The sequence below is a fragment of the Proteiniclasticum aestuarii genome (genome assembly GCF_017368455.1).
In the GTDB taxonomy this organism is placed as follows: domain Bacteria; phylum Bacillota; class Clostridia; order Clostridiales; family Clostridiaceae; genus Proteiniclasticum; species Proteiniclasticum aestuarii.
In genome coordinates, this window is sequence record NZ_JAFNJU010000008.1 from 27,673 (window position 1) to 54,092 (window position 26,420).

The window sequence follows — 26,420 nt, forward strand, 5'->3', positions numbered from 1 at the left end:
GCCCCTCCTTCTGTGTCTTGCAAATGAAATGACAATCATGCGATAATAGGAAAAGTAATGATATTTCTGAGATCTGTCAGAATATCAATTTATGGAAATCAGAATATGAAATCACGACAGCCTACGATGCAGAGTGAAAACACTCTATCCGGAATCAGAATTCATGGAGGTATCAATGTCAAATTCGAGAAAAATAACCTATACAGCCCTGTTTCTGGCCTTCAGCATCCTGCTGCCCCAGATCTTTCATCTGTTCGGAGGAACCGGACCGGTCTTTCTGCCCATGCATATTCCAGTGCTCCTGGCGGGGCTTTATCTGGGTGGCATTCAGGGTGCACTCATCGGTTTTCTGGCACCGATCTTCAGCTCCTTCCTGACAGGCATGCCGGCGATTCCCATACTCTACTTCATGATTGTGGAGGTCACCGTTTATGGGTTTGCAGCAGGATTCTTCTACCAGAAGAAGAAACTGAACATCTATGTGTCCCTGGTGCTGTCCATGATCATGGGTAGAGTATTTCTTGCTCTGACCGTGTACACGCTGCAGCCGGTTCTGGGACTTACGATCTCTCCGTCAGCCTATTTCACCGGAGCTCTCCTTACAGGAATCCCAGGAATGCTGATTCAGCTGCTCTTTATCCCTGTAATGATCCGGCTACTGGAAAAGGCGGGTGAACATATTGTCCGATACAATGCTTAGACTTCTGGAAGAAAAAGAGGCCGCCTGCCTCATCTACAGTGGAGAGACGCTCTTGCATCATTCTCAGAGCATTGGTGTAAAACCGCTGCTGGAGTTCATGGAGAAGTATCCAGAAGGCTATGAAAAAGAGGATCTTCTCCTCATCGACAAGGTCATCGGAAAAGCGGCCCTTCTCCTGTCGGTGCTGCTGAACATGAAAACCATCCATACTCCTGTGGCAAGCAGGGCTGCGGTGGAGGCTGCAAAAGTCCATGGTGTAAAACTTTATGCCGAAACCGTTGTTCCCTACATCCTGAACAGAGAGAAAAACGGCATGTGTCCCCTGGAAAAATCCGTCCTGGATACCACTGATCCGAAGGAGGCACTTCAGAACATAAGAGAAGCCATCAGAATCCTCATGGCCAAAAAAAAAGACCACTAAGGATAACGATCTGTCCTTTTCCGCTCTGGAAGCCGCACCGGACTTTTATCCGTAGAACACGATGCATCTGCAATAGACTGATCTCATAGAGTGAAAAGGAAGAAGCCCATGGAAACTCAGATTCCATGCGCTTCTTCCTTTTGGCTCTATTCTTTATTTGATTCTATACCTTATAAATCGCATCCAGTATGGTCCCATCACGGTATTCACTGACCGCAACAATCTGGTCGCTCTTTTCCCTCTTTTCCGGAATGCCTGTATAGAAGTCCGCAATCTTCTTCAGTTCATGGATCTCCATGATCTTTAGATTGGTTTCCTCTTTCAGTTTATCAATCAGCTCTTTGTGTTTCGGATTGATAGCGATGCCACGTTCTGTGACCAGTACATCCACCGTCTCCCCAGGTGTGGTGACTGTGGTCACTTCATCCACCAGACAGGAGATTCTTGAATTCACAAGTTTTGAAACGATGATGGCAAGCTTCGCTCCAGCTGCAGTATCCGCATGTCCACCAGAACCGCCAAGAATGATGCCATCACTGCCTGTGGTGACATTGACGTTGAAGTCCAGATCGATTTCGCTGGCCCCGAGAATCACCACATCCAGTTTGTTCACTATGTTATCAGGATTGTTGATGTTCGCATAGGTATGCGCACTCATCTTGATGTGGTTCTCGTTGACCTTGATGGATTCCACCGCATCCAGATTGAAGCACTGAACATCATAGAGCTTTTCAAAATATCCTTCCTTCAGGAGATTCACCAGATAGTCCGTGATGCCTCCTGATGCGAAGGATCCCTTAATCTTCTTTTCCTTCATGATCTTCTTGAGCTCATTGGCAACAGCCAGGGAGATTCCTCCTGCACCGGTCTGGAAGCTCATTCCGTTCTCCAGTAATCCGCTGTGCTCTATAAGTTTTGCCGCATCACGGGCGATCTTCAGCCCCACCGGATCTTTGGTGATCTGAGTCGTTCCGCTGACAATTCCCTTGGGATCCCCTATGGAATGGACCTTCACGACATAATCCACCAGATGTCCTGAAATTTCCGGTCTATTCACAGTCTTCGATGTATAATCCGTGATTGCCACAACCTTCTTGGCTGTTTCGGCATCCGCATGAGCATATCCGAGCACACCGCAGGATGCAGGACCTTCAGAGCCAGTAAGGCTTCCATTGGCATCCACTGCCGGTGCGGCTATAAAGGCTACATCCACATTCACTTCACCTTCAATCATGCTTCTTGGTCTACCACCGTGGGTGGTCATATGGCAGATTTCCTTCAGCTTTCCTTTACTGATGGCAACGCCCACTGGTCCGGAAATATAGGAAGCAAGTACTTTCGTCACTGTTTCATCTTCAAACATGGGCACAAGGCATGAATGACAGGGGAAAATCGATGTGGCGGCCACTGTCATATTCTTGATACCTCTTTCATGAAGCTTCTCCATAACCATGGGCAGCACATGGTCTCCGTTTCTCATATGATGATGAAAACTTACGGTCATGCCATCATGAAGATCGAGCTTGTCCAGAACTTCATCCAGATTATCAGAAAAGACAGGTTTTCTGGCAAGATCCTTCTTTGGAGAGACGAATGCATGAGTCTTCACATTTTTGAACGGTCCCTCATAGGGCCTGTCCAGTCCTTCTCTTCCTATTGAATTTCTCATCTGACTAACCCCCATTTCCTGGCAGAATCTACAATCTGCTCCGCACGCTTGATGACGGGCAGATCCACCATCTTCCCTTTATAGCTGAACACACCAAGACCCTTCTTCTCCGCTTCTTCCGCCTCGTTTAGAATGATCTGCGCTTCTTCGATTTCTTCCTGAGTAGGTGAGAAAACCTCATGAATGGTCACAATCTGACGAGGATTGATAGCCAGTCTTCCAGTGAATCCTATGGATTTGGCAAATCTTGTATCGCCTTCCAGGCCTTCCACATCATCAATATCTGTAAAAGGTGTATCCAGTGCATCGATCCTGTAGGCTCTTGCAGCGGTAGCCACCAGATATCTGGCATATTCGATTTCCTTGCTTTCCCTGGTTCTCTTGATGCCCATATCACTGGACAGATCTTCTGCGCCTAAAAGAATCGCATCGATACGATCTGAGGACTCGATGATATTTCGAAGATCGATGAGTCCCATGGCGCTTTCGATGATCAGTAGTAGCTTCGTCTTTTTCCCCGTTTGATGGGCTTCTTCCAGTCTCTCGATTTCCTTCACCATGGTCTGAACCGATTCCACGCTGGCCTTCGGAATGACGATTCCATCTGGCTCTGCAGGAATGATGCTTTCCAGATCTTCCTTCCAGTAGGGAGAATCCAGGGGATTCACTCTCACGGTCACTTCCACTCCTTGCAGGGGCAGAAAAGACAGTGCTTCTCTCACAAGAATTCTCGCCGCATCCTTTTCCTTCAGGGAGACTGCATCCTCCAGGTCAAAGATGATGGAGTCTGCTTCCAGGCAGTCTGCTGAAGTCAGCATTCCCGGGTTGTTGCCAGGCATAAACAGTAAACTTCTTCTACTCATACGCTCTTCTCACCGCCGTTTCCACTCTTGCTCTGATGGTATAGTCGAGAGCCCCACGATCCTCCACGAGAATTCTGCAGTCCTCCACCCCTAATCTCACGAGCGTCTCTCTTATGGTATTTTCAATCTGCTTTCCAAAGGTCTCCATGACCGAACTTTCAATGGAGAGATCAATGCCACCCTCTCCTGGCACAATGCGAACCTGACAGTCATTGGACTGCAGTGTTCCAGCTATGGCTTGTTTTCTTATTTCCATACTTTACCTCACTATCTATACTGAATCATTACTTCTCTGATTACGATTTCATACTACCTCTGAAGAAGGATGAATCATTCCAATTCATCCTCCTGTTCTATTTATATTCTGGCTAGACCCTGTTCCTTCGCTTTTTCAGCAACGGCTTTTGCCACCACTTCAGCAACTCTCGGATCGAAGGCATTTGGAATCACATACTCTTCGCTGAGCTCCTCATCGGATATGAGCGATGCGATACCTTCTGCCGCTGCAAGCTTCATCTCTTCTGTGATCTTACTTGCTCTCACATCCAGTGCTCCACGGAAGAGTCCCGGAAATGCCAGCACATTGTTGACCTGGTTCGGGAAGTCGGAGCGTCCTGTTCCCACGACTCTTGCGCCACCTGCCACTGCATCCTCATAGGTGATTTCGGGCTCCGGATTCGCCATGGCGAAAATGATGGCATCCTTCTTCATGGTGGAGACCATTTCCTTCGTGATGACTTTCGGTGCACTGACACCAATGAAAATATCCGCTCTCATCATGGCTTCCGCCATGGTCAGTCTTTCATTTTCATTATTCGTGATCTCTGCAACTTCCTTTTCCACGAAATTATAGTTTTCCATCTCACTCTTACTAAGAAGTCCCTCTTTATTGAAGGCATAAATGTTCGCAATGCCCAGGTTCTTCATCATCTTGATGACAGAGCTTCCTGCCGCCCCTGTACCGGAAATCACTGCCGTGCAGTTTTCCGCTTTCTTTCCCACAAGCTTCAGTGCATTCATGATTCCTGAAGTGACCACGATGGCCGTGCCATGCTGATCATCATGAAAAACCGGAATGTCCAGCTCTTCAATCAGGGTTCTTTCAATTTCCACACATCTGGGTGCACTGATGTCTTCCAGATTGATTCCGCCGAAGGTCGGTGCGATGCGCTTTATGGTTTCGATGATTTCCTTCGGATCTTTTGTGTCCAGCACAATTGGAATCGCATTGACTCCTGCAAAGCGTTTGAAAAGCGCTGCCTTTCCTTCCATGACAGGAAGGGCGGCCTCAGGACCGATATCTCCCAGTCCCAGGACTGCTGTTCCATCGGATACGACTGCCACAATATTCCCCTTCCATGTGTATTTATATGCTTCATCCTTGTTCTTAGAAATCTCAATACAGGGCTGAGCCACACCTGGTGTGTACGCAATGGAAAGATCTTCCTTATTCTCCAAAGGCGCCTTCAATTCCACACTGATTTTACCTTTCCATTCTTCATGCTTTTTAAGTGCAATTTCATAATAATCTGCCATGGAATCCTCCATTCTTAATACCATTCTTTGCAGACACATTCTGAAATGTGTCGTTAATAGAATATTAACATACATCAGGAACAGTGTAAACGAAGGGAATAACGTTCAACCTTTTTCATCCCTTTTCTGAATGAGTCGACTGTTTCAGCAAGAAGAGCAGAAAGTGTAGGAGATGAATTACAAGAACTGGATGAACCCCTGAAAAGAATCCTCCTGCTCATAGCTCTGAAAAAAATAAGCACTATTGCGGAAGATCTGCTCGCTTCATTCATATGAAAAAGTATCCGGAGTTTCTCGAAAGAAACCCGGATACTTTTTTTTGCATGTCAGTCTATTCTATTTCTACTATTCTAGCCTTCCAGTTCCCTGATACGGTCACGCAGAGCCAGAACCGCTTTCTTGAAGCACTCCATGGGCGGATTGACCACACCTGCACCGATCATACCGATACCAGGCTCCTTATGAGCAATGGCAGTATCGATCAGCGGAAGAACGCCTGTCTCCAGCACCTTTCTGATGTCGATTCCAGTTGGAATCCCCAGGAAGTTCAGAATCGGAATGGTCACATTCGGATTCTCTGTGACTGTGATTTCTCCCATCTTCTTGGTGGTAAGGATGGAGTCGTTGACGGTTCCACCGACCAGAGATACGATGGCTGGTGCAGTGGACATGGCGAATCCGCCAAGACCATAGGTCTCCGTGATGGCGCTGTCTCCGATGTCAAGCCCTGAATCCTCAGCCTTGAATCCTGCGAACAGCGGACCGACAACAACCTGAGCAGGTCCTGTGAACCACTGGTTTCCTTCCAGGCCACTGACTCTCACACCGAACTCATATCCGTTTCGGGCCATGGTCGTTACAACAGAGCTGTATTCCACATTGTGGGCAGCATCCATGGCATTCTTGGCAAGAGCCATCCAGGTAGGACCAGAGAAGTAATCGGAGGAAGCGACAAAGTTGAATACATCCACCTTATCCTGTGTGGAGAAACTTGTCTGGACAAGATAAGGCGTAAGGGCCTGGATCAGAAGGGTCGTTCCCGCCACATTACGATTGTGACATTCATCACCCATATGAAGCGCCTGTGACAGCATGAGTCTCAGATCCAGTTCCCCAGCGATTTCCATCGCTTCCTTCAACATGGGTCCCAGTACATCTCTCATCCATACAAGACGGTCGATGACGCTCTGATCGTTGGCACCCATTCTGAGAATCTTGGAAAGCTGCTCACTGAGATTAGTATAGGAGACATTTCCATAGGTCTTGTTCTCCACAATGTGGACATACATGGAAGGAGAGGTCACTCCGGCCATAGACCCTACTGTTGCATGTTCATGACAAGGCGAGAATTCGATTTCTCCTGAAGCCGCCAGTCTTTCCGCATCTTCAATATCCTTTGCAAGACCTTCAAAGACCAGCGCACCCGTAACCGCACCTCTCATGGCTCCGCACATGTTTTCCCACTTCACAGGGGGGCCTGCGTGGATGATCATGTTCTTCTTCATGCCAGGTATGACATTGATGGCCTGATCAAAACCGATGAGCATCGGTCTTGAATTGATGATCTTTTCCACAACCTCTTTGTTGGCTGCGTCGATCTTTTCTCTGATTCCAGGCGTATCCAGATAATCCAGTGCATCCAGCACTTCCACATCTCCATCGGCAGGCGGAATGAAGTTCACCTGTGAAACCTTCACGCCCTGTTCGGAAAGATCACTCTTGAACATTTCCAGACCGACATTAATCACTTCCAGTTCATTCTTAAAAATCTCATTCATTGTAGCCACTTATTTGTCCTCCTTTGTAATAAATCCTCTGGAAAGAAGACCTGTGTTCTCACTGCTGCTGGAGATGGTCACGCCTTCAGCCATGAGTCTTTCCACCTGGTCATCAAAGACCTGCGGATCACGTTCGGTACCCAGCACGAAGGCCAGTATTTCCAGATGTCTTCCTGCTTCCCTGGCGATTCTCTTCGCTTCAATGATGGCAGGCAGTGTTGCACCTACAGGGTCCATATGCGCGCCATACCCTAAGATCATATCGATGGCTATGACTCCAACCTCAGGATCCTTTGCTTCCTTGATGATTCTGTCCAGTCTCAGGGAAGGATCGATCATAGGATGGGGTCTTCCCTGGGTGAAGCTGTCATCCCCGAAGTCGATGAAGGTGTGGCCCTTGCTCTCTTCCATGTTTCCGATGAGATACTTCGGATCTTTGGCGATGTTGCTGTATATTTCTCCTACCTGTTCCTTCACAAGATAGGCCACTTCGCTGCATATGGTTCCGCCGCAGAACAGTCCACGAACATACTTCTGTTCCGGATTGAGCTTCGCCTTCACTTCTTCGATGAGTTCCAGATTCAGGGAATGCTTGTTGATGCTTTCCTCTGGCACTCCTGAGAGAATCACCGCCTGAAGCGCAGCCCTCTTTGTTGTTTTCGCATAGATGGCTCCTGATGCTTCGATTTCCTTCTGATCTCCACCCAGGAAGCAGATCACGATGGGCTTTTCACTCTTTCTGACTTCTTCATAGATCTTTTCGGCAACTTCCTTTGCAGGTGGCTTGGATACGAGAATGATGATTTTCGTGTCTTCGTCTTCCTGCAGAGCCTTGATGCCGTCCAGCATCATGATTCCGCCCACTTCTTTGGAGAGATCTCTTCCGCCTGTTCCGATGAGCTGTGATACTCCGCCGCCGAAGTCATGGACTCTTACACTGACTTCCTGTGCGCCTGTACCAGATGCCGCCACGATCCCGATGGATCCTCTTCTCACTTCATTGGCGAAACAGAGTCCCTTGCCGTTGAGAATGGCGGTACCACAGTCTGGTCCCATCATCAGCAGGCCCTTTTCGTGCGCTTCCTTCTTCAGCGCGATTTCATCTTCCAGAGATACGTTGTCACTGAACATCATGACATTCAGTCCTTCTCTCAGCGCCTTGCCTGCAACTCTTGCCGCGTAGGCTCCTGGTACAGAAACCACTGCAATCTTCGCGTCCTTATGCTGCTTCACTGCCGCTTCGATGCTGCTGTAGGTGACTTCCTTGTCATCCTCCTGCTGGGTTTTTCTCTCCATCACTTCTTCCACCTGCTGAAGCAGCGCATCCATGTCATATCCTTCCTCACCTTCGATGACGATCATGAGGTCTCCTGGCTTCGCATTGTCCGCTTCCGGCTGTAGAAGTCCGGTATTTTTCAGTACATCCTTGTTCATTGTAGTTCCCATGGCGATGTTCACCTGTTTCACACCTTCTACGCTGTTGGCCTTCGTAGACAGGGTCATAAGGGATACAGAATCAAAATAGGTATTCTTCTTAATAATTGTTCTAATTGCCATTGTTACACTCCTTCTTTCTTGTTTCTATGATTTCAAGCATCATCAGTATGCCTTCAGTAATATCCTGACCTGAACTATGTCCGATCATCAGGATCCGTTCCAATTCCTGCTGAAACTTCTCTTTTTTCAGCAGGGCAGAGGCGAAGTCCGTTATATCCTTGCGTATGAACCCGTCGTAGGCTCTTCTGAGTCCATAGTAGCTGAGCACATTCGTCTGCATGCGAGCATAGTCCACTATCTCTTCAAAGAGGGGTCTGAACTGCTCATAGGGATGATTTTTCCTGTTCAGGATGGTTAGAATCCCCAGGAGAACATCATCTCCACTGGGTGTGAGCCCTGGACCCAGACCCACGAGGGAGTAGGAAGCGGAGAGAATGCCGTCAGTGTTCTCCTCAAGGAAAGCCTGCTTCAGAGAGGAAACTCTCTTCTTGAGCACCCGGTTCATCTCCACCTCATAGGCAGACTGCTCCTTCTCCTTCCTTGTTTCCAGCACAGCTCTGGCCCTTATGAGATTCTCGCTCAGGAAGGGTGAGGGTACATACTCTTCCTGCAGAAGCTCATAGACTGGAACATCTCGAAGGGTAAAACGCACCGGACCCAGGGTCAACCTGTCGGCATCCCCATGCACAGGATCGCCGGGGCGGATCATGAGGGCAGAGAGATTCGCAGCATTCACCTGAAGCGCCATGGGACCTTCATCCATTTCCGCGCTCAGAAGGGTATAGAGAACTTCCTCTTCATCCATGATGTTCACAGCTTTCTGAAACACACTGTGGACTCTGCCCTTGAAGCCGCCTTTCTTAAGCCTCTCATGAAAACCTTCATGAATCCTAAGTCCCGCAAGTTCCATGCTTCCTCTTTCCATCTTTATGATCTCCCCTTCCTCCGTCCTGTCTACATGCATGCCCTTTGCTACACCTGCATCATCTTCTCTTCCACTTTTTTCAGCTCCGCTTCATATACCGGACTGGTCTTCATGGACAATGCCTTTACCAGAAGATTCTTCGCCTCATCCAGCTGATTCATCAGATGGAAGGACTGGGCTTTATGAAACACATACAGTGAATTCACCGGATCCGCCAGAATGGCCTGATCCATGGCCTCTACTGCCTCTTCGTGTCTGCCCAGAGAACGTAGACTGTTTGCCTTGTGGAAATAGTAGTCGTATCTCATGGGGTCTTCCGCAAGAAGCGCATCCATGGCCTCGATGGCCTGATCATGCTTTCCGAGCTCTCTCAGGTAATTTGACATATGGTAACGGTAGAAGAAATCTTTCTCATCCATGCTTATGGCTTTCTCATATTCTTTCAGAGCCTCATCGCTTCGCTTCATGAGCCTTAGAATATTCGCTGTGTAGAAGTAGAATTCAGGTAGATCTCCTTCCTTTTCTGCGCCCGCTCGATACGCTTCCAGCGCTTTTTCATACTCTCCCAGGAGTGTATGCACGTATCCTTTCAGATAGTAGGCTTCCAGGTGATTCTCATCTTTTGAAAGAAGTGCTTCGATCTCCTTCAGCGCTTCCCCGTAGGCTTCCTTATCCATCAGACTTCTGATGGAAAGAATCTCTTCTTCCATTTCTTCTTCTCTTTTCTCAAGAATGGCGAGAATTCTCTTTTCATTTCTTTTCTTCGCCACATCGATGCTGCTGTTCCCATCATGGTCTCTTGTATTGGCGTCTGCTCCGTTCTCCATGAGGCGTCGCACGATATCGCTGTAGAGAAAACTCTCATTCCCAAGGATTACCGCCTCCTGGAGCGCAGACCATCCTAGATCGTTCACATGGTTTACTGGAACTCCTGCTTCGATGGCCACTTCCACGGTCTTCAGGTACCCCTTTTCCGAACTTGGAAGAAGAACCGTTCCGCCGAATCGATTGGCGCTTTTTATATCAGGGCCGAACTCCAGAGCCTTCTTCAGAATTTTGTGGAATCCATTGGCACCGGCACAAAGCCATGGACTGAGCATGGTGTTGTCTCTCACATTGAGATCCGCGCCCTGCTCCATCAGGTATGTGGCCATTTCCAGATTGTTCTTCTGGACAGCGATCATCAGAGGGGTTCTGCCCTGATCGTCCTGCATATCAATGTCTGCTCCTTCAGAAAGCAGTCTTTTTATCTCTTCCAGATTTTCAGCTTCCGCCTGCTTTAGTAATTCTTCTTTCATATACGATGTTCTCCTTTTCAAATACGGAAGGAAAGGAATACACCCTTTTCCTTCCGATTCTTCTGTTTTCTATGATTTATGCTGTCTGGTCAGGCATATTGCTTCCTTCAGCATTGGTTCCTTTTTTGTCCATGAAAAGCTTGTAACCGAAAAGTGTTGCGATGAGCAGGTATCCGATGGTGATCTCCACCTGCTGGCCCAGTCCTACTGAAGCGGAATGAATGACGCCGCTGTAAGTAAGAACTGCCGCCGTGATGGCCGTGATGATGGCCTTTCTTGAGTCGCTTCGGATGGCGAATACCACCATACATCCCCAGACGATACTGGAGATCGGTGCTCCGCTGCCAAGGGCCACCAGGCCTCTATGGTATACACCTGCACTGGTGAATGCTTCCAGACCGACTTCCGCCGCGTTGGTGCCTGCCGCACTCAGGGTATTGTTCAGCAGGGTCAGTGCCCAGTTTGCAATCCATGGGAAAAGGGATACAAATACCACAGGCAGTTCGATTCTAGGTGTTTCGTTGGCTGCCTGCTTGGCAACGACGATTCCGACATAGAAAAGAATTGGGAATACGGCGCTCAGTGGAATGATGCCAAGGAACAGTCCACCCAGTCCCAGGATGCTGATGAAAAATACGGTGATGCCAGTAACCAATGTATAACCGATACCTGCTCCAATGGACTTCCATCCTGGATGTCCGATATAGACCGTTGTAGGGAAAGGACTTCCAAAGAAGCTTCCCACTATGGAAGACAGACCATTGGCAAGCATGATGTTTCTGACATTGTATTCATCTCCCGCTGCAGAAGCGGATTCAATGTTTTCAAGGGTGAAGATGAAGTTTGTCACACCCAGTGGAATGGCAGAGATCAGGAACAGCATGGCTGGTGAAATTCCCTGGAAGAGATCGCCCACCTGCAGAAGCGGAATGGAGAAACCAACCTGCTTCAGGCCTTCTGTAACACCTGCTGGATCCATCTGACCGAATACCCATGCAAGAACCGTACCCATTGCAAGAATGAGGAATCCGGTTGGAATCTTCGGGAATATGGGTTTCTTACCGAACCAGTTGATGAAGATCACTGCGATGACCACGAAGGATACATAAGGTGCTTCGAAGGACTGCAGAATTGGATTCATCGCCAGAAGCAGAAGACCCAGTCCTGAAAGAGCCGATAGAAGAACGCTTCTGGGAATGATTCTTCTCAGCCATTCACCGATGAAGGCTCCGGAAAGTTCGATGGCCGCTTCCAGGAAACACCAGCCTAAGGCTACACGCCATGCATAGTACATGTCACCGGTGGACCTGGAAATGGGCATGATCACCAGGAACACGACGATGAAGATCGATGGTGCACTGGGACCTGAAGGCAGCGCCGTTACATCGGTTCTACCTGTTTTCTTGATGAGGTTCTTCCCTGCATACCAGTAGAAGAATCCTGCCAGTAAAATCGCCAGACCAAATCCTGGTGCGATTCTTGTATAGACAAAGTCAGCAGGCATCCCTACCGCAAAGATAAGCAGCCCCGCCATGGTAAAGAAATTCGTAAGATTGTTTGCCAGAAGTCCGAAGTAAGCACCCCAGTCTCCCTTTTTCCAGCCAATAAGTTGACCCATGATATACCTCCAAAATAAATTATTTATCAGTTCGTTGTCTTGTATGGAAGAAGTTCCTGGGGATCCCGTTCAGATTCTTCCTCCTAACTGGTCTTGTCATGTATCATAATACGCTTTGTAAACAGTTTCATCATTGGATGATATAACCTAATATCGAACTTTTCGATTGTGCAATAGAAACAAATTCATTGTTCTTTTTGTCAATAGTGCCTATAATTGAGTCAAATGAAAAGTGAATCCGACACAATCTGTTTTTATCAGGAAAGGAGTTTACCATGCTCACCATACGTCAGTTTCTGAAACTATCCTCCTTCATCGATCTGAAACTTCTGGCAGGAGAAAAGGGGCTCGACCATATCATCACCAGCGTCAACATCATGGACAATCCTGATGCCCTGGACTGGTTTTCTCCCGGCGAAATGCTTGTGACCTCAGGCTATTTCTTCAAAGACAGCAGAGAAGCCCAGGAAAAAGTCATGAAGCAGCTGAAGAACATCAACTGCCCTGCCCTCTGCATCAAGCCGAAGCGATACTTCGGAGAAATCCCGGAATGCATCCTGAGGCTTGGAGATGAGTATGGGATTCCTGTCATTGAAATCCCCTATGGTCTTTCCTTTGCAAAAATCACCACCATTGTCATGGCGGAAACCCTGGAGAAATATGACATCAATAACAGAAAGTCCCTGGAGATCCATGAGGAATTTCTTAGGATCTCTCTCCATGGAGGCGGACTCAGGAAAATCTGTGAGAGTCTCTCCTCCATGATCGAGAATCCGGTTGTGCTCATGGACAAATACTGGAATGTTCTACATTGGGACCTGCAGGACGACACCCATTACGATTTCGAGAACCTGCTGAAACTGGAAGTTCAGAAATCCTTTGCGGGAGAACCGTTCATAGAGACCCTTCCCCCAGAATTCGAAAGCCTTCAGAAACCGCTTGTGAGAACGCTTATCCTTGAAGAACAGGAGATTCCCTTCGTACTGATGCCTGTATCCATCGGCGCAGTGCATCATGGCTATATCATGGTTCTGAATACCCAGAAGGATCTGAGCGATATCGACTATATCGCACTGGAAAATGCGGCCATGTCCTTTGCTCTGGAGCGAATCCGAAACAATGAGCTCATGAGGACAAAGAACAGAATTCGAAGAGACTTTTTCGATGATCTTCTTTCCGGCAAGATCAGAGACACCGAAAATCTGCAGTATCTCTGTGAGATTCATGGCCTGAACCCAGCTCTTTCCTACACGCCCATGATTCTGGATCTGGAGATCTTCTCCTCTTCTTCAACAGACAGCCTCATCGACAAGAAAAGCTTTGAAGATGAGAAGATCAAGGATACCCTCCGATATCTGGATCACTACAAAAGTGATGGGAATTTTGTTCTCCATGGTTTCAGTCAGAACACCCAGATCATTCTTTTTCTGGGAACAAATCCCAAAGAGTTCCTATCCATCCAGGAGATGAAGGCCATTGCAGAAGAAGTCCTCAGAAAAACTGAAGAAAACATTCCCCAGATCAGCATAAAAATGGGCATCGGAAAAACCTCCAAGTCACTTCTGGATCTCCATAAATCCTTCAGAGAGGCCCAGGAAGCTCTCCGACTGATCCATATGACCCCTTCTGAGAAGAAAATCTATCATTTCGACGATTTCCTGGTTCACCATTTCCTGGAAGAGAACATCAATGAACTCAAAATGAGACATTTCTTCGAAAGCACTTTAGGCCCCATCCACGACTACGACCTGAAGTACAACAGCGAACTTCTTCCTACTCTGGAAACCTGGATCGCCAATCACTTCAATATCGCCGAAACGGCTCGCTCCCTTTTCACCCATAGGAATACCATCCTCTACCGTATCGATCGAATCAGCACAATCCTTCAGTCCGATCTGAAGGAGTCCGATGAGATTCTGAAATATCAGCTGGCATTGAAGATCTACAGACTGCTGGATCTCTGATTTCTTAAGAAAATTCTTCATAACCACAAGAAAGGTCAGGAGATGCATTGCTCCTGACCTTTCTTCTCTTCTGATCTCTCAGTATACGCTTAATACTTGACCAGTCTAGTACCGGTTTCGCCTTTCACAGCCCGCTTCAATTCATCCATGGATGTAATGAGTGCACTTCCGCCTGTGGTTTCCACAAAGGATAGCGCAGCATCAATCTTCGGCCCCATGCTTCCAGCCGGGAACTGACCATCGGCCATGTGTTTCCTTGCTGTTTCCACATCCATCACATCCAGGTTCTCCTGGTTCGGCTTGCCGAAATTGATGGATACCTTTTCCACACCCGTGAGGATGATGAGAAGGTCCGCATCGATTTCCAGTGCCAGGAGCGCCGATGCATAATCCTTGTCGATGACCGCTTCCACCCCATGATAGAGGCCTTCCTCACCTCTGGCAACTGGAATGCCGCCGCCGCCGGCTGCTATGACGATGTACCCTGAAGAAGCCAGGTCTCTGATGGCTTTCTTTTCGATGATTTCCATAGGCCTTGGTGAAGCAACCACTCGGCGATATCCTCTTCCACTGTCTTCCTTCATTATATAGCCCTTCTGAGCCATGAGCTGCTCCGCTTCCTCTTTGCTGAAGAAAGGCCCAACTGGTTTGGTCGGATTCAGAAACGCTCCATCGGCCTCACTGACTTCCACCTGGGTGACAAGAGATACGATTTCCTTCTCCATCTTCCTTTCCTTCAGTCTGTTGGACAGACTCTGCTTGATGATGTATCCGAGAAGCCCCTGGGTTTCTGCGCCATAAGCATCCATCTGATAGGCAGGCACCTTGTCCTTGGCCACTTCGCCCTTTATGATGGAGTTTCCGACATGAGGACCGTTTCCATGGGTCAGCACCACATTGTATCCTTCTTCGAGAAGATCGATGATATGGTCACAGCTACTCATGACATTATCAAACTGCTCCTCCAGAGTCCCCTTCTGTCCTTCCTTTATGATGGCGTTTCCACCAATTGCTATCACTGCTGTTTTCATTTCTATTCCTTCCTTTCCAATCTGAAATCCTTTTCTTATGAACCACTTTATCATGGATAGGACCAGCAATACATCCGTAAAGTATCTAAAATTCAATCTGTTTCTTTGTGCATAGTAAACAAAGCGATCTTTAAAATCAAATGAACTTTTCTTACCACTCTCTCCTCTCCAGGATCAAAACACGAACATTAAAATATTTTTATAAGAAAATGTTTGACCTGCACCGTATCATTTGGTATTATTAACACATGAATTGAATAATGAAAACAGCTCATATAATGTCCGATAATGTGGTTCGACAGTCTCTACAGGATGACCGTAAAATATCCTACTATGAGTGAAAGTGTATCTAGGGTTCCGTTCTCTTTTAAAAGAGAAGCTGGACCGAGCGATACAGACATTGACTTCAATGTCACACCGATGGGAGAAAAGCCCGGACGGATAGGTTTCACTTGTAACACAGGCCTATCCTTCCGAGCTTTATTTTTTTTGAACCAGCGAAATTATATATGTGTTTAGATTTTTCCAGTTATAAGAGTGTTTTTCAGACTTCAACCAAATCAAAGCAAAATCAGGAGGCAAACAATGAACGATTTCTTTAAGTTAAAGGAACACAACACCACAGTCAGAACTGAAGTAATTGCCGGTATCACCACTTTCGTCACCATGGCCTACATTCTGGTCGTGAATCCCATCTACCTTGCTGAAGCAGGCATGGATTTCAACGCCGTATTCATGGCAACCTGTATCTCTGCAGCAATCGGTACGCTGATCATGGGTCTTTATGCGAAACTTCCTTTCGCACAGGCACCGGGTATGGGACTGAACGCATTCTTCGCCTACACCGTGGTCCTGACCCTGGGTTACACCTGGGAAGCAGCTCTTGCTGCCGTATTCATTTCCGGACTTTTCTTCATTCTATTGACCGTCACAGGTTTCAGAGAAACCATCGTGGAAGCCATTCCGAACTCCTTAAAGCACGCCATCGGCGCCGGAATCGGTCTCTTCATCGCCTTCATCGGTTTCCAGAACTCCGGAATCGTCGTGGACTCCCCAGCAACCTTAATCACCCTTGGTGATTTCACACAGCCAACGGTTCTTCTTGCTGTCATCGGTCTTGTGATCACAGCTGTTCTTATGTCCAGAAAAGTAAGAGGCGGACTGCTTCTTGGTATCATCATCACCACACTCATCGGTATTCCCATGGGCGTCACCGATACCACATGGAACGCATTCTCCCTGAATATCATGCCTACCTTCGGTAAAGCACTCAACCCAGGTTTTTCAGACCTCTTAAGCATGGGCGGCGGCTTCGTCGCAGTAGCCAGCAGCATCTTTGTGGTCGTATTATCCTTTGTACTTGTAGATATGTTTGATACCATCGGAACCCTCATCGGAACCGGCGCAAAAGCGGGTATGCTGGATGAAAACGGAAAGCTTCCGAACATGAACAAAGCGCTCATGGCTGACGCCGTAGCAACTGCAGCTGGTGCTCTTCTTGGAACATCCACTGTCACAACCTACGTGGAATCCGCAGCCGGTGTTTCAGAAGGTGGTAAGACTGGTCTAACAGCCGTAACCACAGGAGTCCTGTTCCTTCTGGCCATCTTCCTTGCTCCATTTGCACTGATGGTACCAGGACAGGCAACTGCTCCAGCACTGATCATCGTGGGCGTTCTCATGATGACCACCATCAAAAACATCAACTTTGATGATTTCGAAGAATCCCTTCCAGCATTCTTTACCCTGGCTGTCATGGCATTCACCTACAGCATCTCCAACGGTATCGGTGCGGGACTCATCTTCTATCCCATCACAAAGCTTGCGGCAGGAAAGCCCAAGGAGATTCATCCTCTGGTCTACTTCCTGGCCATCGTATTCGTCCTGAAGCTGGCATTCCTGCCTAGATAGGGATCAAAAACTTCATTATTTCATAGCCCTTCAACAAGAAAAATCAGATCAGCGCCTCCCCATGGCGCCGATCTGATTTTTACTTTGCTGACCTATCTGTTTCTTGACTCCACATAGGATCTGATCTCTACTTCGCTGAGCTCCTTATAGTTTTCCCGGAGCCCTTCCATGAGCACATCCTTATACCTTTCTCCAGGTTCATTCTTCTCAAGGACCCTTCTGTTTGTCACGGTCAACACCGGATAACCGTCCATGGTGCCGAGTTCCGCTTTATGATCATACCAGCTTTTCCCCGATACAGGCATCTGTCCACCATTCTCTTCTTTCCAGAGATGATCCAGCTGCTCTTCTGTGATGAGATAAGCCACGCCATAGGCTTTACCAGGTTTTGTCACATCCAGAAAGGAGACGCCTCCATGTTCCCAGGCTCCTGATTCCTTGGCGTAGTACATGTCGTGCTCAAACACATAGGCTTTCTTCGCTCTTGGACTGGAGGTGTCCCCACAGGGCTTCTGATTTCTGCCTTTTCCTCTGAAGCTGCCGCCATGGATATAGTGCAGGAACCTTTCCTCCAGCATATTGGAACCATAGGCCGCGTACCAGACAAGGTTCTTCTATTTCCTTTCTTTACCATAGGGCTGTTCCTCATAAGGAATCTGATTCTCTCCCTTCACCTCATGAAGATACCTGTAGGTACCCACATGCTGCATTTCCTTTCCATCCATTTCCACCTTGACCTCCTCATAGGCATATATTTCACCTTCTCCCTCCAGAACATGAAGGCGCTGAGGGGTTTCCCGATCTACTGCATAAACTTCACCTGATGCCCGGGTAGCTTCCAAGATCATAGAGCCCGTATCCACTTAGCTCCGCTTCCCCCAGATACTTCGCGTCCTGAAGATAGGATGCATGGTTCCTGCTTCCTCGAAGCGGCGTTCTTTTGCCGACCCATAACTTATTCGATAATCCTTCCATGCTGAGCACTTCAAACTGAATCTCTTAGCCAGATCCATCTGCCATTTAAAGGAACGGGAACACTCTTTCCCCAAACTTCTTCGGGGTAGAGATGTTTATAAACAAAAAGCACCCTTCGAGGAGGATGCTTTTTATTTATAAACTTGCCTTCTATGACCGATGTTCACAATTACAATCGTAATATTCGCATCTTGAATATCTGCAATAATACGATATTCTCCTACTCTGTATCTCCAATATTCCTTCAGATTTCCCTTTAATGGTTTCCCGTTAGTTCTTGGATTGGTTGTATTCACGAGATTATTTTCAATCCAGCTATAGATTAATTTAATTTGCCCTTTATCTAGTTTTCTAAGGCTCTTTACAGCCTCCTTTGAGTAAATAACTTCATATCCCATATTACAACTCTAACATCTTATTCACTTCGCTATGGGTATAGGTTTTCAAAGTATTGTCTGCAATGCTCTTCTCATATTCCAGAATTGATTTCAGATCAAAATCATGTTCTATTTTTTCTTCAAGCGCTTTTTTAAGTAAAGTAGATAATGGCACTCCTGTCAATTTTGCATATTCAGTAAATACAGATTGCTCTTCCTTGTTCATTCTAACTGATACAGTACTCATTTAATCACTTCCTTTCGTAAATCAATTGTAACACATTGTACTACAATTTGCAAAGCCTGAAACACAATAATATCGCATAATACCGCTTTGAAAAAACAGATACTAGATAGGGTACTCCAATACAAAGAGAGTCCTTGCTTCTCTACTTTTATAGTTTGACCGCAGCATTTCAAGAAGATTGGAGACGGCCTCCCTGGCATAGGAGCTTCTTGGAAAGTAACTTCTTAAGAGCGCCTGGGACAGGAATCTTTCAATGGCTTCATTAACAGTTGATTCAGGCATCGTTATCCTCCTTGGCTTTCATTCTGGTAGCATAAAAGCCGCCACTCCAAAAGAGAAGGACGGCTTCAGATTATTATTCTTTTAAAGACCTCACGGACTTCTTCTCACATGCAATGTGACCGATCAGCCCAGCTCCAGGGCCACACGCTTCAGATCCTCAATGATGGTGATGAACTGTGGACACTGTGGTTCACAGGCTCCACATTCCTGGCACATGTCTGCTCGTTTGGATGCATCCATAAGCTGGTACTTTTCTTTAGCTCCGGCCAGGTCCTCATAGATGGCACCATGATTCCAGAGCTTGAAGTTCCCTGGAATGTTCACGCCGAAGGGACAGGGCATGCAGTATCCGCAGGCGGTGCATTCATTTTTCTGCCTGCTCCTGTAGATTTTCGTGACCTTTTCCACGGCCTCCATCTCATCTGGAGACATAACCTTATAGTTCCCGAAGGTCTGAAGGTTGTCCTCCAGCTGACTCCTCTCCGTCATACCTGAGAGAATGACCTTGACGTTGGGCAGCGCAGCCACATAGCGGAACGCCCAGGAAGCCACGGATCTTTCCGGACTCACTTCATGGAAGATGTCCTCCATGACAGAAGGAAGCTTTGCCAGAGCTCCGCCCTTCACAGGTTCCATGATGACCACAGGAATACCCAGCTTCTCAGTGAGCTCATATCCCTTCATGCCCTGCTGAATCACCGTATCCACATAATTCAGCTGAATCTGGCAGAAGTCCCAGTCTCTGTAGGTGAGAATCTCCTCAAACACAGGGTATTCATCATGGAAGGAGAATCCGATGTACTTGATTTTTCCTTCCTCCCGCAGCTTTTCCACTTCACGGATCATATCCAGTCTCTTGATGTCTTCCCATCTTTCCTTGTTCAGCGCATGAAGAAGATAGAAATCCACATGGTCTGTCTGAAGTCTTCGCAGCTGCTCCTCAAAGTATTTCCGGACATCTGAAGTCTCCTTCACCATCCAGACTGGAAGCTTTGTGGCCAGGTAGTAGCTGTCCCTGTCATATTTTGATAGTGCCTTTCCCACAAAGGTCTCGCTCTGCTGATCATGATAAGGATAGGCTGTGTCGATGTAGGTGACGCCATTTTCAATGGCGTGGTCCAGAAGCGCCTGGGCCTTCTCCTCGTCTATGGTCTTATCTTCTCTCACTGGAAACCGCATACACCCGTATCCCAGCAGTGAAGGTGAAACACCCAGTTTTTCAAATTTTCTTTTTTCCATACTATACCCCCTGATTCGCTTAGAGACTGTTCCCCTTGCCATCCTGCAATCGGTCTTTTCCTCTGATGCATGATGACTTTTTAGCAAAAATATTTCTTTTCCTATAGGTATTTTACCATATCCGATTGCAACTTTAGCCAAGCATGTCAAATTGGTCCCGATTTTCCTTTCATTCCACTGATCTGCACATTCTGTTCATTATAATCACAATAATCAGAGGCATGGAAAAGGACACCGCTTCCGCGATGTCCTCCTCTATGAATTCATTGCCCTATCAGCTCTTTCCTGAAAACTCATTACTGCACTTGGGACAGGTGATTCTTACCTTCCCCTTCCCTCTAGGAATTCTCACCTTCTGGCTGCACTGAGGGCAGCTGTAGAATCTGTAGATCTTTCTCTCTCTGAATCCCGTGAGCAAACTGCTCCATCTGCCCATGACTTTATATCTGAGCTTGAGATACTTCTGGTTCTGCGTGGAACACTTGTAGAAGTTTCTAGACAGAAGCCTCGCATAGGCAAATCCGATGAAGACAATGCTTAATAGGTTCAGAAGTCCATTTCCCGTGATTCCGCCCAGAAAAATCATCCCGATGCTTAAAAACATTAGAAACCTCGATAGTTCATCCACACCATAGCGACCCTGCATAAATCTTCTAACTTTCTCCATCATCTTTCATCCGCTCCCTGAAATTCTATATTTCTTCTATTTACCTGTTTCCTGTTTTCTTTCAACAGTAGACATCATAGTCCTTCAAGCATAAAAGTTTCTTTAGTAGAAAGTTCTTCCTTTCCGATTCTTTTCCATTCTTCTTGATTTTCATATAGCAATACCTAATAATGTTACTATATGAAATAAACCTTTTACCATGAGAGGAGATGAAGTCCATGAATAGAGAGAAAACACCTACAGGAAGCGCCTCTGATGCTTCAGCATCAAAATCATACACCAATGGAGATTTCCTGAGATATGCCCTGAGAATCCTGCCCGCCGCTTATCTGATCGGGATTCTGGGCACGCTGCTCTTTCTTCTGAGAGGGTTCTATCTATGAGAGCAAAATGGATGAACAGAAAACTGCCAAAAGGGAATCTGATCTTCCTCCTTTCCTCACTGACGATTCTATCCCTGCTTCTGGGCTTCATCACCACCTTAAGCATCCTCATCCATCTCGGCCTTTATGTGCATACGAATATCTTCGGGGAATCCATGCATGAAGCCGTCACTGAGGACTCAAGGATTCTCTACATCGACCCGGAGTTCAAGGAAATCAGGCGTGGAGACATCGTCAGCGCTGAGGTCACCTACCAGGGAATCCCTGTGGAAGATTCCGGTGAACCTCTCATCATCGTGAAGCGGATCATTGGACTCCCTGGAGAGACCATCCGCATAGATGGAGATCAGGTATACATCAACCATGAACTTCTCAGTGAACCCTATGCCTATTACAGCGGACCCGGGGAAGACGATCTTCTCATGACCCTGGGTGAAGAGGAATATTTTCTCATGGGCGACAACAGGCTGGACAGCTCCGATTCCCGCGCGTGGGGCCCCTTCCATATAGAGCACATTCAATCTGTGGCCCTGGCCGTAAACTGAACCTGAACTAGAAGAGCTGCAGATGAAGATTCAATAATCCATTTGCAGCTCTTGTCTATATACAGCCGATTCCAGACTGTATGAAGTATTCATTTTTCAACTGTTATATTATTGAAACCATGCTGTAACTATCCGAATTTCTTTTCAAGGGATTTCCATGAAGAATACGCTATGAACACACCATACACTGGAGCCACGATTCCGATGAAAATCAGTCTGTTTCGAAACGCTTCAGACTGGAAATAATACGCTGAAAACCCATGGTTAACAAGCGGTGAAATGAAGCCCAATGCGATGAAGAAAGTCAGACCTTGCGTCAGTAATCCGTTTTGAATCAGATAGGATTTCATTCCTTTGGGTCTGACTTTTTCCCATATTTTCTTGTTTCTTTCCTCAAACATAGTTGCTGCCCTCCATAACTTTATTCTACGCCTTTGATTATGCTGTCTTATCCTTTTAGTGTACAGCTGCAGAGAAAGCGAGGCTATAATTCTGGAGCGTCTCCTCATCCACCGGGAAAAGCACGCCCGCCATTTCCTCATATCCCTCATAGGAAACCTCAACATCTAGTTCCACACCTCGATGGGTCTCACTGAATCCCGTGAATCCATTCTCAAGGTTTTGCAGGCTGAATTCATGGATCGGCTGCGAGAAGACTGTCGTCTCCTTCTGAGCTCCTGCCAGAGCATAATAGGTCAGAATCATCTCTTCACGATTGCTTGCCAGAGGCATCTTCTTGTTTCTTATCGTCACATCGAAAGACACACTTTTAATGATCTTATCCGAAAGTTCGAATCTGAATAGGGGCTTTTCAAAATGTGCAATATCCACATAGAAAACCTGATCATTTCGCGTACTGATCCACTCTCCGAATCTGTTCAGCTCATAATCATCCTTTCCGACTTCAAGCACTTTCTCATAATGCTTGTAATTCTCCACAAACTCTTCTATGGTCAGCTCCCCTCTATTCGGTGGCAGCATCTCCAAATCTATAAGGAACACATTCGAAGCGATCACGACAATCACAGCACCGATGAAAAGAGCATTCCGATAGACCTTTTCATCTTTCATGGTGTAGGCGATCTCCTCATCCCAAGGAAGAGTCTCCTTCTCTTCAAGGATTTTTGCGCTCTTGTAATGGCGTATGATGTTATAGATTGGAATCTGAAACCCCATTCCATAGCGGATGACACCGAAGGTTCTTCGAAATCCCTCTGCATAAGAAAGTCTCATTCCTTCGGGATTTCTCACTATTAGTCCCAGAAGTGCCTTCCCAGGTGTTGTGCCAAATTTCATCAGTAGAAGTGGTTCCATAAGCAGCATGAATAATATAACCACCCCAGTGAACAGTAAATTTTCCACTGCATTTCTGTTTGATGTAATCATGTTAAAAATGAACACCAGAACAGAATCCAGTAAGAAGCCATAGATGGATAAATCCAATATTCTAGCCAATAATCTTCTCACGGGACTGTATACCTGAGGAAGTTTATCCTTTTTAACTGAGAAGTAATCCGTTTTTGAAAGACAAGATTTTTCATCCAGCTGATCCAGATACTTTTTCGCATCCAGATGCAGAACGCTGCTTTCTTCATTTTTCATGAGTCTACAGATTTCCTGAGCATAATTCACATCTTCTTTTTCATCTTCCAGGACATGAATCTGATTATCCAGAAGGTCAGTAAGAGATATTTCCCCCTCCATCAGCCCCCTGATCTGATCCAGTGGTACATGAATACTTCTCAGAAGCTTGATTCTCAGAAGAGTTTCCAGATCCTCCTCTGAAAATTCCCGGTATCCGTTATCCTGTCTCAAAGGACTGATTAAGCCTTCTCTTTCATAGAACCGGATATTGGTTCGGTCCATTCCAGTCCTGATTTCAATTTCTCTGATCTTCACTGAAGCCATCCCCCCCTAGTTATGTCTCAATTCTAAACTACGCACAAGGTGCACAGTCAAGGATTTCACTGAAAAACATCAATTTTACTTCAGTTATTCTGATTCATCATCACATAATGTGTCCTCCAACCTGTTTTTACTTCAAAACGCTTTCACATATGCTTCAGTCTGACCATCCACTCTGACCTGGATCGAATCGAAAGAAGAATCCACTGGAATCCTATATACAGCTTCTTCGGGATCGGACTGCATTAATTCCTTTTCTTATGATCTTTCTGCTGAAGATAGGCACCAGCAAAGAGTAAAACACTAAGCACACCAAAAAGAATCCGGCCAATGATATCTTTGCTCTGCCAGGGTAGAAGCGCAGATAACAGAGCGATCACACCACCTGCCAGTAAAATGTTTCTTGAAACGTCTGATCTTTTCATATGTACCTCCTTGATTTATTATATGCATCTAAATCTATCATAAAACAATAGCATAAGAATTTATACTGAATATTCAAAACGTTATTATTCTATGCAGTTTTGTATTCTATATTTCAACTCTTCATCCTATAAACAAAGTTATACTAATGGCAGAAGTTGTATGAGCGTATCATTTTCATATCTTGAACTTTGTCTTTTTCCTTCGTATAGGATGCCACTGATACGAACGAAAAAGACAGTATTAGAATCAGGTGCTGCGCTCCTAGCTGAAGAGAAGACACTGCATGGTGGTAGCGCTGAAAAATGGAATCCCTGCCTGATTTTAGCTATACTAAAAGAAAACATGAAACGCCACGGAGGTGCATGATGTCACAAAAAGACTCCTTCAAGAAAGATGCTGATTCTTTAGACGAGACAGATGAAGAGCTGGCATTGTATTTACAGAAAAATGATCACTACAAGAAAATGATACTAGGCACCATTATCATCTTATGGATAATCAACAGTGCTGTTTCTTTCATGGTTAGCACCTATCACGGAACTGCCGTGGGAACGCTATTATTTATATCCGGTTTTTACCTTTGGGGATGGATGGATGCGCGTAAAGAGCTGAAAATGAGAAACACTGAATTTTCAATTCCTAAACGGTTAACGATTTTTGTAGGAGTAATACTCATCCTTTCGCTTACATACATCTTTTGGACCTTCATATTCTCCTTCTTGTAATTTTAGAAATGAATACGATCAGATCAGACCGAATAAAACAGTGCACCGGATTTCTCCTTTCATACTACTTGAAAGGGCAATCCGGTGCATCCTTCTATTTTATTTCTACATCTTTCTCCATCCCTCATCCTGAGGATTCTCCATGAAGACTTTCAGTTTTTCTCTGTCCTTCTCCGTGATGTAGTCCATGGTAAGCGCCGTATCCAGAAGCTCGCTGTAGGTGGTGAGGGCATGAAGCTTCACCTCTTTTTCCTTCATGGCTCGATTCGCTTTTTCCATACCGTAGGTGAAGATGGAGACCATACCAAGCACATCGCATCCGGCTTCTCGCAGGGCTTCCACCACCTCGATGGAGGAGCCTCCTGTGGAGATCAGATCCTCTATGACCACCACCTTCATGCCTTCCTGAATCTTTCCTTCAATCTGATTCTTTCTTCCATGATCCTTGGCTTTTCCTCTGACAAAGCCTGAGGGCTTCTCCATGAGATAGGCCAGTACCGATGCATGAGGAATGCCTGCTGCGGCAGTGCCCATGATGCACTCGGCATCGGGAAACTCCTTCTCCACCACTTCTCGCATGGCTTCCATGACCACGCCCCATTCTTTCCTGTAGGAAAGAAGCAGCCGGTTGTCACAGTAGATGGGGGAGATGATTCCGGAAGCCCAGGTGAAGGGCTCTGAGGGAGAAAGACTCACGGCTCTGATCTTCAGTAGAATCTCTGCTATTTCTCTCATATTCTTTCTCCTCCCATGAATTCCGCTCTGATTTTCAGGTAAGCTGCATAAGGATTCTCTGCCTTAGTGATGGGTCTGCCCACCACGATGTAGTCTGACCCCAGCTCTCTTGCCATGGCCGGTGTCACCACTCTCTTCTGATCTCCCGAGGCGCTCTCCTTGGGGCGGATGCCTGGCGTGATGGTCAGAAAATCTTCGCCCAGAGCCTTTTTCAGCTTCGGCACCTCCAGGGCGGAGCAGACTACACCCTGAAGTCCTGATTTCTTTGTCAGACTGGCAAGAGAAAGCACTTCCTCCTCCAGGGAAAGCGATACATGAAGTTCGCTCTTCAGCGTTTTCTCATCCATGCTGGTCAGTACCGTTACCGCAATCAGAAGCGGCTTCTTCTCTCTGCCTTCCAGCTCCTTCATGGCGCCGCGCATCATCTCGCCTCCACCCATGGCATGAAGATTCAGCATATCCGCATCCAGTCCTGCGGCGCTTCTCACAGCACCCTGGACCGTATTGGGAATATCATGGAACTTCAGATCCAGAAACACCTTATGGCCAAGAGCTTTGATCTCTCTCACAATGGAGGGACCTTCCGCATAGAACAGCTCCTTCCCCACCTTCACATATACGGGTTCCTGGAATCTGTCCAGAAAGGTCAGCACCTCCTCTCTGTTTCTGAAATCCAGGGCTATGATCACATCTTTCATATTTT

At 46.6% G+C, this 26,420-nt stretch carries 30 protein-coding genes and 1 riboswitch; of the genes, 7 read left to right on the forward strand and 23 right to left on the reverse strand.

Annotation, left to right across the window (positions count from 1 at the left end; all coding sequences use genetic code 11):
• Nucleotides 1–175: 175 nt before the first annotated feature.
• Nucleotides 176–700: an ECF transporter S component gene (locus J3A84_RS10730; RefSeq protein ID WP_207600033.1), complete on the forward strand. Its 525-nt coding sequence runs from the start codon at nucleotides 176–178 to the stop codon at nucleotides 698–700.
• Nucleotides 681–1,121: a DUF1893 domain-containing protein gene (locus J3A84_RS10735; protein ID WP_207600034.1), complete on the forward strand. Its 441-nt coding sequence runs from the start codon at nucleotides 681–683 to the stop codon at nucleotides 1,119–1,121. The genes J3A84_RS10730 and J3A84_RS10735 overlap by 20 nt, the downstream gene beginning before the upstream one ends.
• Before the next feature lie 163 nt (nucleotides 1,122–1,284).
• Here the strand turns inward: J3A84_RS10735 and citF are convergent, their stop codons facing one another.
• From citF to J3A84_RS10780, 9 genes are all read right to left on the reverse strand, one after another.
• Nucleotides 1,285–2,790 carry a citrate lyase subunit alpha gene (citF, locus tag J3A84_RS10740; protein ID WP_242694168.1) on the reverse strand — a complete coding sequence of 502 codons (1,506 nt, stop codon included), beginning with the start codon at nucleotides 2,788–2,790 and terminating at the stop codon, nucleotides 1,285–1,287.
• Complete coding sequence (locus J3A84_RS10745; RefSeq protein WP_207600036.1) at nucleotides 2,787–3,653, reverse strand: HpcH/HpaI aldolase/citrate lyase family protein; 867 nt, start codon at nucleotides 3,651–3,653, stop codon at nucleotides 2,787–2,789. Before J3A84_RS10745 ends, citF begins: the two co-directional genes overlap by 4 nt.
• Nucleotides 3,646–3,909 carry a citrate lyase acyl carrier protein gene (gene citD, locus J3A84_RS10750; RefSeq protein WP_207600037.1) on the reverse strand — a complete coding sequence of 88 codons (264 nt, stop codon included), beginning with the start codon at nucleotides 3,907–3,909 and terminating at the stop codon, nucleotides 3,646–3,648. The genes J3A84_RS10745 and citD overlap by 8 nt, the downstream gene beginning before the upstream one ends.
• 101 nt (nucleotides 3,910–4,010) lie before the next feature.
• A complete protein-coding gene (locus J3A84_RS10755; protein ID WP_207600038.1) occupies nucleotides 4,011–5,189 on the reverse strand; it encodes an NAD(P)-dependent malic enzyme in 1,179 nt (392 codons plus the stop codon).
• A gap of 350 nt (nucleotides 5,190–5,539) precedes the next feature.
• The gene (locus J3A84_RS10760; RefSeq protein ID WP_242694180.1) at nucleotides 5,540–6,967 is read right to left on the reverse strand and encodes a YlbE family protein; all 1,428 of its coding nucleotides are present in this window, start codon (nucleotides 6,965–6,967) and stop codon (nucleotides 5,540–5,542) included.
• A 9-nt stretch (nucleotides 6,968–6,976) separates the two neighbouring features.
• Nucleotides 6,977–8,524: an acyl-CoA synthetase FdrA gene (gene fdrA, locus J3A84_RS10765; protein WP_207600039.1), complete on the reverse strand. Its 1,548-nt coding sequence runs from the start codon at nucleotides 8,522–8,524 to the stop codon at nucleotides 6,977–6,979.
• Nucleotides 8,514–9,389 carry an oxamate carbamoyltransferase subunit AllH family protein gene (locus J3A84_RS10770; RefSeq protein WP_207600040.1) on the reverse strand — a complete coding sequence of 292 codons (876 nt, stop codon included), beginning with the start codon at nucleotides 9,387–9,389 and terminating at the stop codon, nucleotides 8,514–8,516. The genes fdrA and J3A84_RS10770 overlap by 11 nt, the downstream gene beginning before the upstream one ends.
• 47 nt (nucleotides 9,390–9,436) lie before the next feature.
• A complete protein-coding gene (locus tag J3A84_RS10775) occupies nucleotides 9,437–10,687 on the reverse strand; it encodes an ankyrin repeat domain-containing protein (RefSeq protein ID WP_207600041.1) in 1,251 nt (416 codons plus the stop codon).
• A gap of 76 nt (nucleotides 10,688–10,763) precedes the next feature.
• Nucleotides 10,764–12,305: a hypothetical protein gene (locus J3A84_RS10780; protein ID WP_207600042.1), complete on the reverse strand. Its 1,542-nt coding sequence runs from the start codon at nucleotides 12,303–12,305 to the stop codon at nucleotides 10,764–10,766.
• A 275-nt stretch (nucleotides 12,306–12,580) separates the two neighbouring features.
• Between J3A84_RS10780 and J3A84_RS10785 the strand changes: the two genes are divergently transcribed.
• Entirely contained in the window at nucleotides 12,581–14,269 is a 1,689-nt protein-coding gene (locus J3A84_RS10785) for a PucR family transcriptional regulator (RefSeq protein ID WP_207600043.1), read from the forward strand.
• Between the two features lie 89 nt (nucleotides 14,270–14,358).
• Here J3A84_RS10785 and arcC read toward each other — a convergent pair whose 3' ends face one another.
• On the reverse strand, nucleotides 14,359–15,300 hold the full coding sequence (gene arcC / locus J3A84_RS10790) for a carbamate kinase (RefSeq protein ID WP_242694169.1): 942 nt from the start codon (nucleotides 15,298–15,300) through the stop codon (nucleotides 14,359–14,361).
• A 251-nt stretch (nucleotides 15,301–15,551) separates the two neighbouring features.
• Nucleotides 15,552–15,654, forward strand: a riboswitch (purine riboswitch).
• Between the two features lie 231 nt (nucleotides 15,655–15,885).
• Between arcC and J3A84_RS10795 the strand changes: the two genes are divergently transcribed.
• Nucleotides 15,886–17,211: an NCS2 family permease gene (locus J3A84_RS10795; RefSeq protein WP_207600045.1), complete on the forward strand. Its 1,326-nt coding sequence runs from the start codon at nucleotides 15,886–15,888 to the stop codon at nucleotides 17,209–17,211.
• 92 nt (nucleotides 17,212–17,303) lie between these two features.
• Here the strand turns inward: J3A84_RS10795 and J3A84_RS10800 are convergent, their stop codons facing one another.
• The 8 genes from J3A84_RS10800 to J3A84_RS10835 all read right to left on the reverse strand — a co-directional run bounded on the left by J3A84_RS10800 (nucleotide 17,304) and on the right by J3A84_RS10835 (nucleotide 21,001).
• Nucleotides 17,304–17,789: a hypothetical protein gene (locus J3A84_RS10800; protein WP_207600046.1), complete on the reverse strand. Its 486-nt coding sequence runs from the start codon at nucleotides 17,787–17,789 to the stop codon at nucleotides 17,304–17,306.
• A gap of 36 nt (nucleotides 17,790–17,825) precedes the next feature.
• The gene (locus tag J3A84_RS10805) at nucleotides 17,826–18,059 is read right to left on the reverse strand and encodes a gamma-glutamylcyclotransferase (RefSeq protein ID WP_207600047.1); all 234 of its coding nucleotides are present in this window, start codon (nucleotides 18,057–18,059) and stop codon (nucleotides 17,826–17,828) included.
• Nucleotides 18,028–18,186, reverse strand: coding sequence for a gamma-glutamylcyclotransferase family protein (locus tag J3A84_RS10810; protein WP_207600048.1), 159 nt, complete (start codon nucleotides 18,184–18,186; stop codon nucleotides 18,028–18,030). The genes J3A84_RS10805 and J3A84_RS10810 overlap by 32 nt, the downstream gene beginning before the upstream one ends.
• A 131-nt stretch (nucleotides 18,187–18,317) precedes the next feature.
• A complete protein-coding gene (locus tag J3A84_RS10815) occupies nucleotides 18,318–18,584 on the reverse strand; it encodes a type II toxin-antitoxin system RelE family toxin (protein ID WP_207600049.1) in 267 nt (88 codons plus the stop codon).
• Nucleotide 18,585: 1 nt separating this feature from the next.
• On the reverse strand, nucleotides 18,586–18,810 hold the full coding sequence (gene relB, locus J3A84_RS10820; RefSeq protein WP_207600050.1) for a type II toxin-antitoxin system RelB family antitoxin: 225 nt from the start codon (nucleotides 18,808–18,810) through the stop codon (nucleotides 18,586–18,588).
• 102 nt (nucleotides 18,811–18,912) lie between these two features.
• Complete coding sequence (locus J3A84_RS10825; RefSeq protein ID WP_207600051.1) at nucleotides 18,913–19,092, reverse strand: hypothetical protein; 180 nt, start codon at nucleotides 19,090–19,092, stop codon at nucleotides 18,913–18,915.
• A gap of 123 nt (nucleotides 19,093–19,215) precedes the next feature.
• Nucleotides 19,216–20,331, reverse strand: coding sequence for an aldo/keto reductase (locus J3A84_RS10830; RefSeq protein ID WP_207600052.1), 1,116 nt, complete (start codon nucleotides 20,329–20,331; stop codon nucleotides 19,216–19,218).
• A gap of 274 nt (nucleotides 20,332–20,605) precedes the next feature.
• The gene (locus J3A84_RS10835; protein ID WP_207600053.1) at nucleotides 20,606–21,001 is read right to left on the reverse strand and encodes a zinc ribbon domain-containing protein; all 396 of its coding nucleotides are present in this window, start codon (nucleotides 20,999–21,001) and stop codon (nucleotides 20,606–20,608) included.
• Nucleotides 21,002–21,216: 215 nt separating this feature from the next.
• Here J3A84_RS10835 and J3A84_RS10840 point away from each other — a divergent pair, with 215 nt between their 5' ends.
• Complete coding sequence (locus J3A84_RS10840) at nucleotides 21,217–21,381, forward strand: hypothetical protein (RefSeq protein ID WP_207600054.1); 165 nt, start codon at nucleotides 21,217–21,219, stop codon at nucleotides 21,379–21,381.
• Nucleotides 21,378–21,926, forward strand: coding sequence for a signal peptidase I (lepB, locus tag J3A84_RS10845; RefSeq protein ID WP_207600055.1), 549 nt, complete (start codon nucleotides 21,378–21,380; stop codon nucleotides 21,924–21,926). Before J3A84_RS10840 ends, lepB begins: the two co-directional genes overlap by 4 nt.
• 128 nt (nucleotides 21,927–22,054) lie before the next feature.
• Here the strand turns inward: lepB and J3A84_RS10850 are convergent, their stop codons facing one another.
• The 3 genes from J3A84_RS10850 to J3A84_RS10860 form a co-directional block, all read right to left on the reverse strand.
• Nucleotides 22,055–22,327, reverse strand: a complete 273-nt coding sequence (locus tag J3A84_RS10850; RefSeq protein ID WP_207600056.1) for a hypothetical protein — start codon at nucleotides 22,325–22,327, stop codon at nucleotides 22,055–22,057.
• A gap of 55 nt (nucleotides 22,328–22,382) precedes the next feature.
• Complete coding sequence (locus J3A84_RS10855) at nucleotides 22,383–23,825, reverse strand: MerR family transcriptional regulator (RefSeq protein ID WP_207600057.1); 1,443 nt, start codon at nucleotides 23,823–23,825, stop codon at nucleotides 22,383–22,385.
• A 251-nt stretch (nucleotides 23,826–24,076) separates the two neighbouring features.
• Complete coding sequence (locus J3A84_RS10860; protein ID WP_207600058.1) at nucleotides 24,077–24,256, reverse strand: hypothetical protein; 180 nt, start codon at nucleotides 24,254–24,256, stop codon at nucleotides 24,077–24,079.
• Between the two features lie 366 nt (nucleotides 24,257–24,622).
• Here J3A84_RS10860 and J3A84_RS10865 point away from each other — a divergent pair, with 366 nt between their 5' ends.
• Nucleotides 24,623–24,982 (forward strand): hypothetical protein, encoded by a 360-nt coding sequence (locus tag J3A84_RS10865; RefSeq protein ID WP_207600059.1) that lies wholly within the window; start codon nucleotides 24,623–24,625, stop codon nucleotides 24,980–24,982.
• 105 nt (nucleotides 24,983–25,087) lie between these two features.
• On the opposite strand, the gene pyrE is transcribed toward J3A84_RS10865, so the two are convergent.
• On the reverse strand, nucleotides 25,088–25,717 hold the full coding sequence (gene pyrE / locus J3A84_RS10870; protein WP_207600060.1) for an orotate phosphoribosyltransferase: 630 nt from the start codon (nucleotides 25,715–25,717) through the stop codon (nucleotides 25,088–25,090).
• The gene (gene pyrF / locus J3A84_RS10875; RefSeq protein ID WP_207600061.1) at nucleotides 25,714–26,415 is read right to left on the reverse strand and encodes an orotidine-5'-phosphate decarboxylase; all 702 of its coding nucleotides are present in this window, start codon (nucleotides 26,413–26,415) and stop codon (nucleotides 25,714–25,716) included. Before pyrF ends, pyrE begins: the two co-directional genes overlap by 4 nt.
• Nucleotides 26,416–26,420 lie beyond the last annotated feature (5 nt).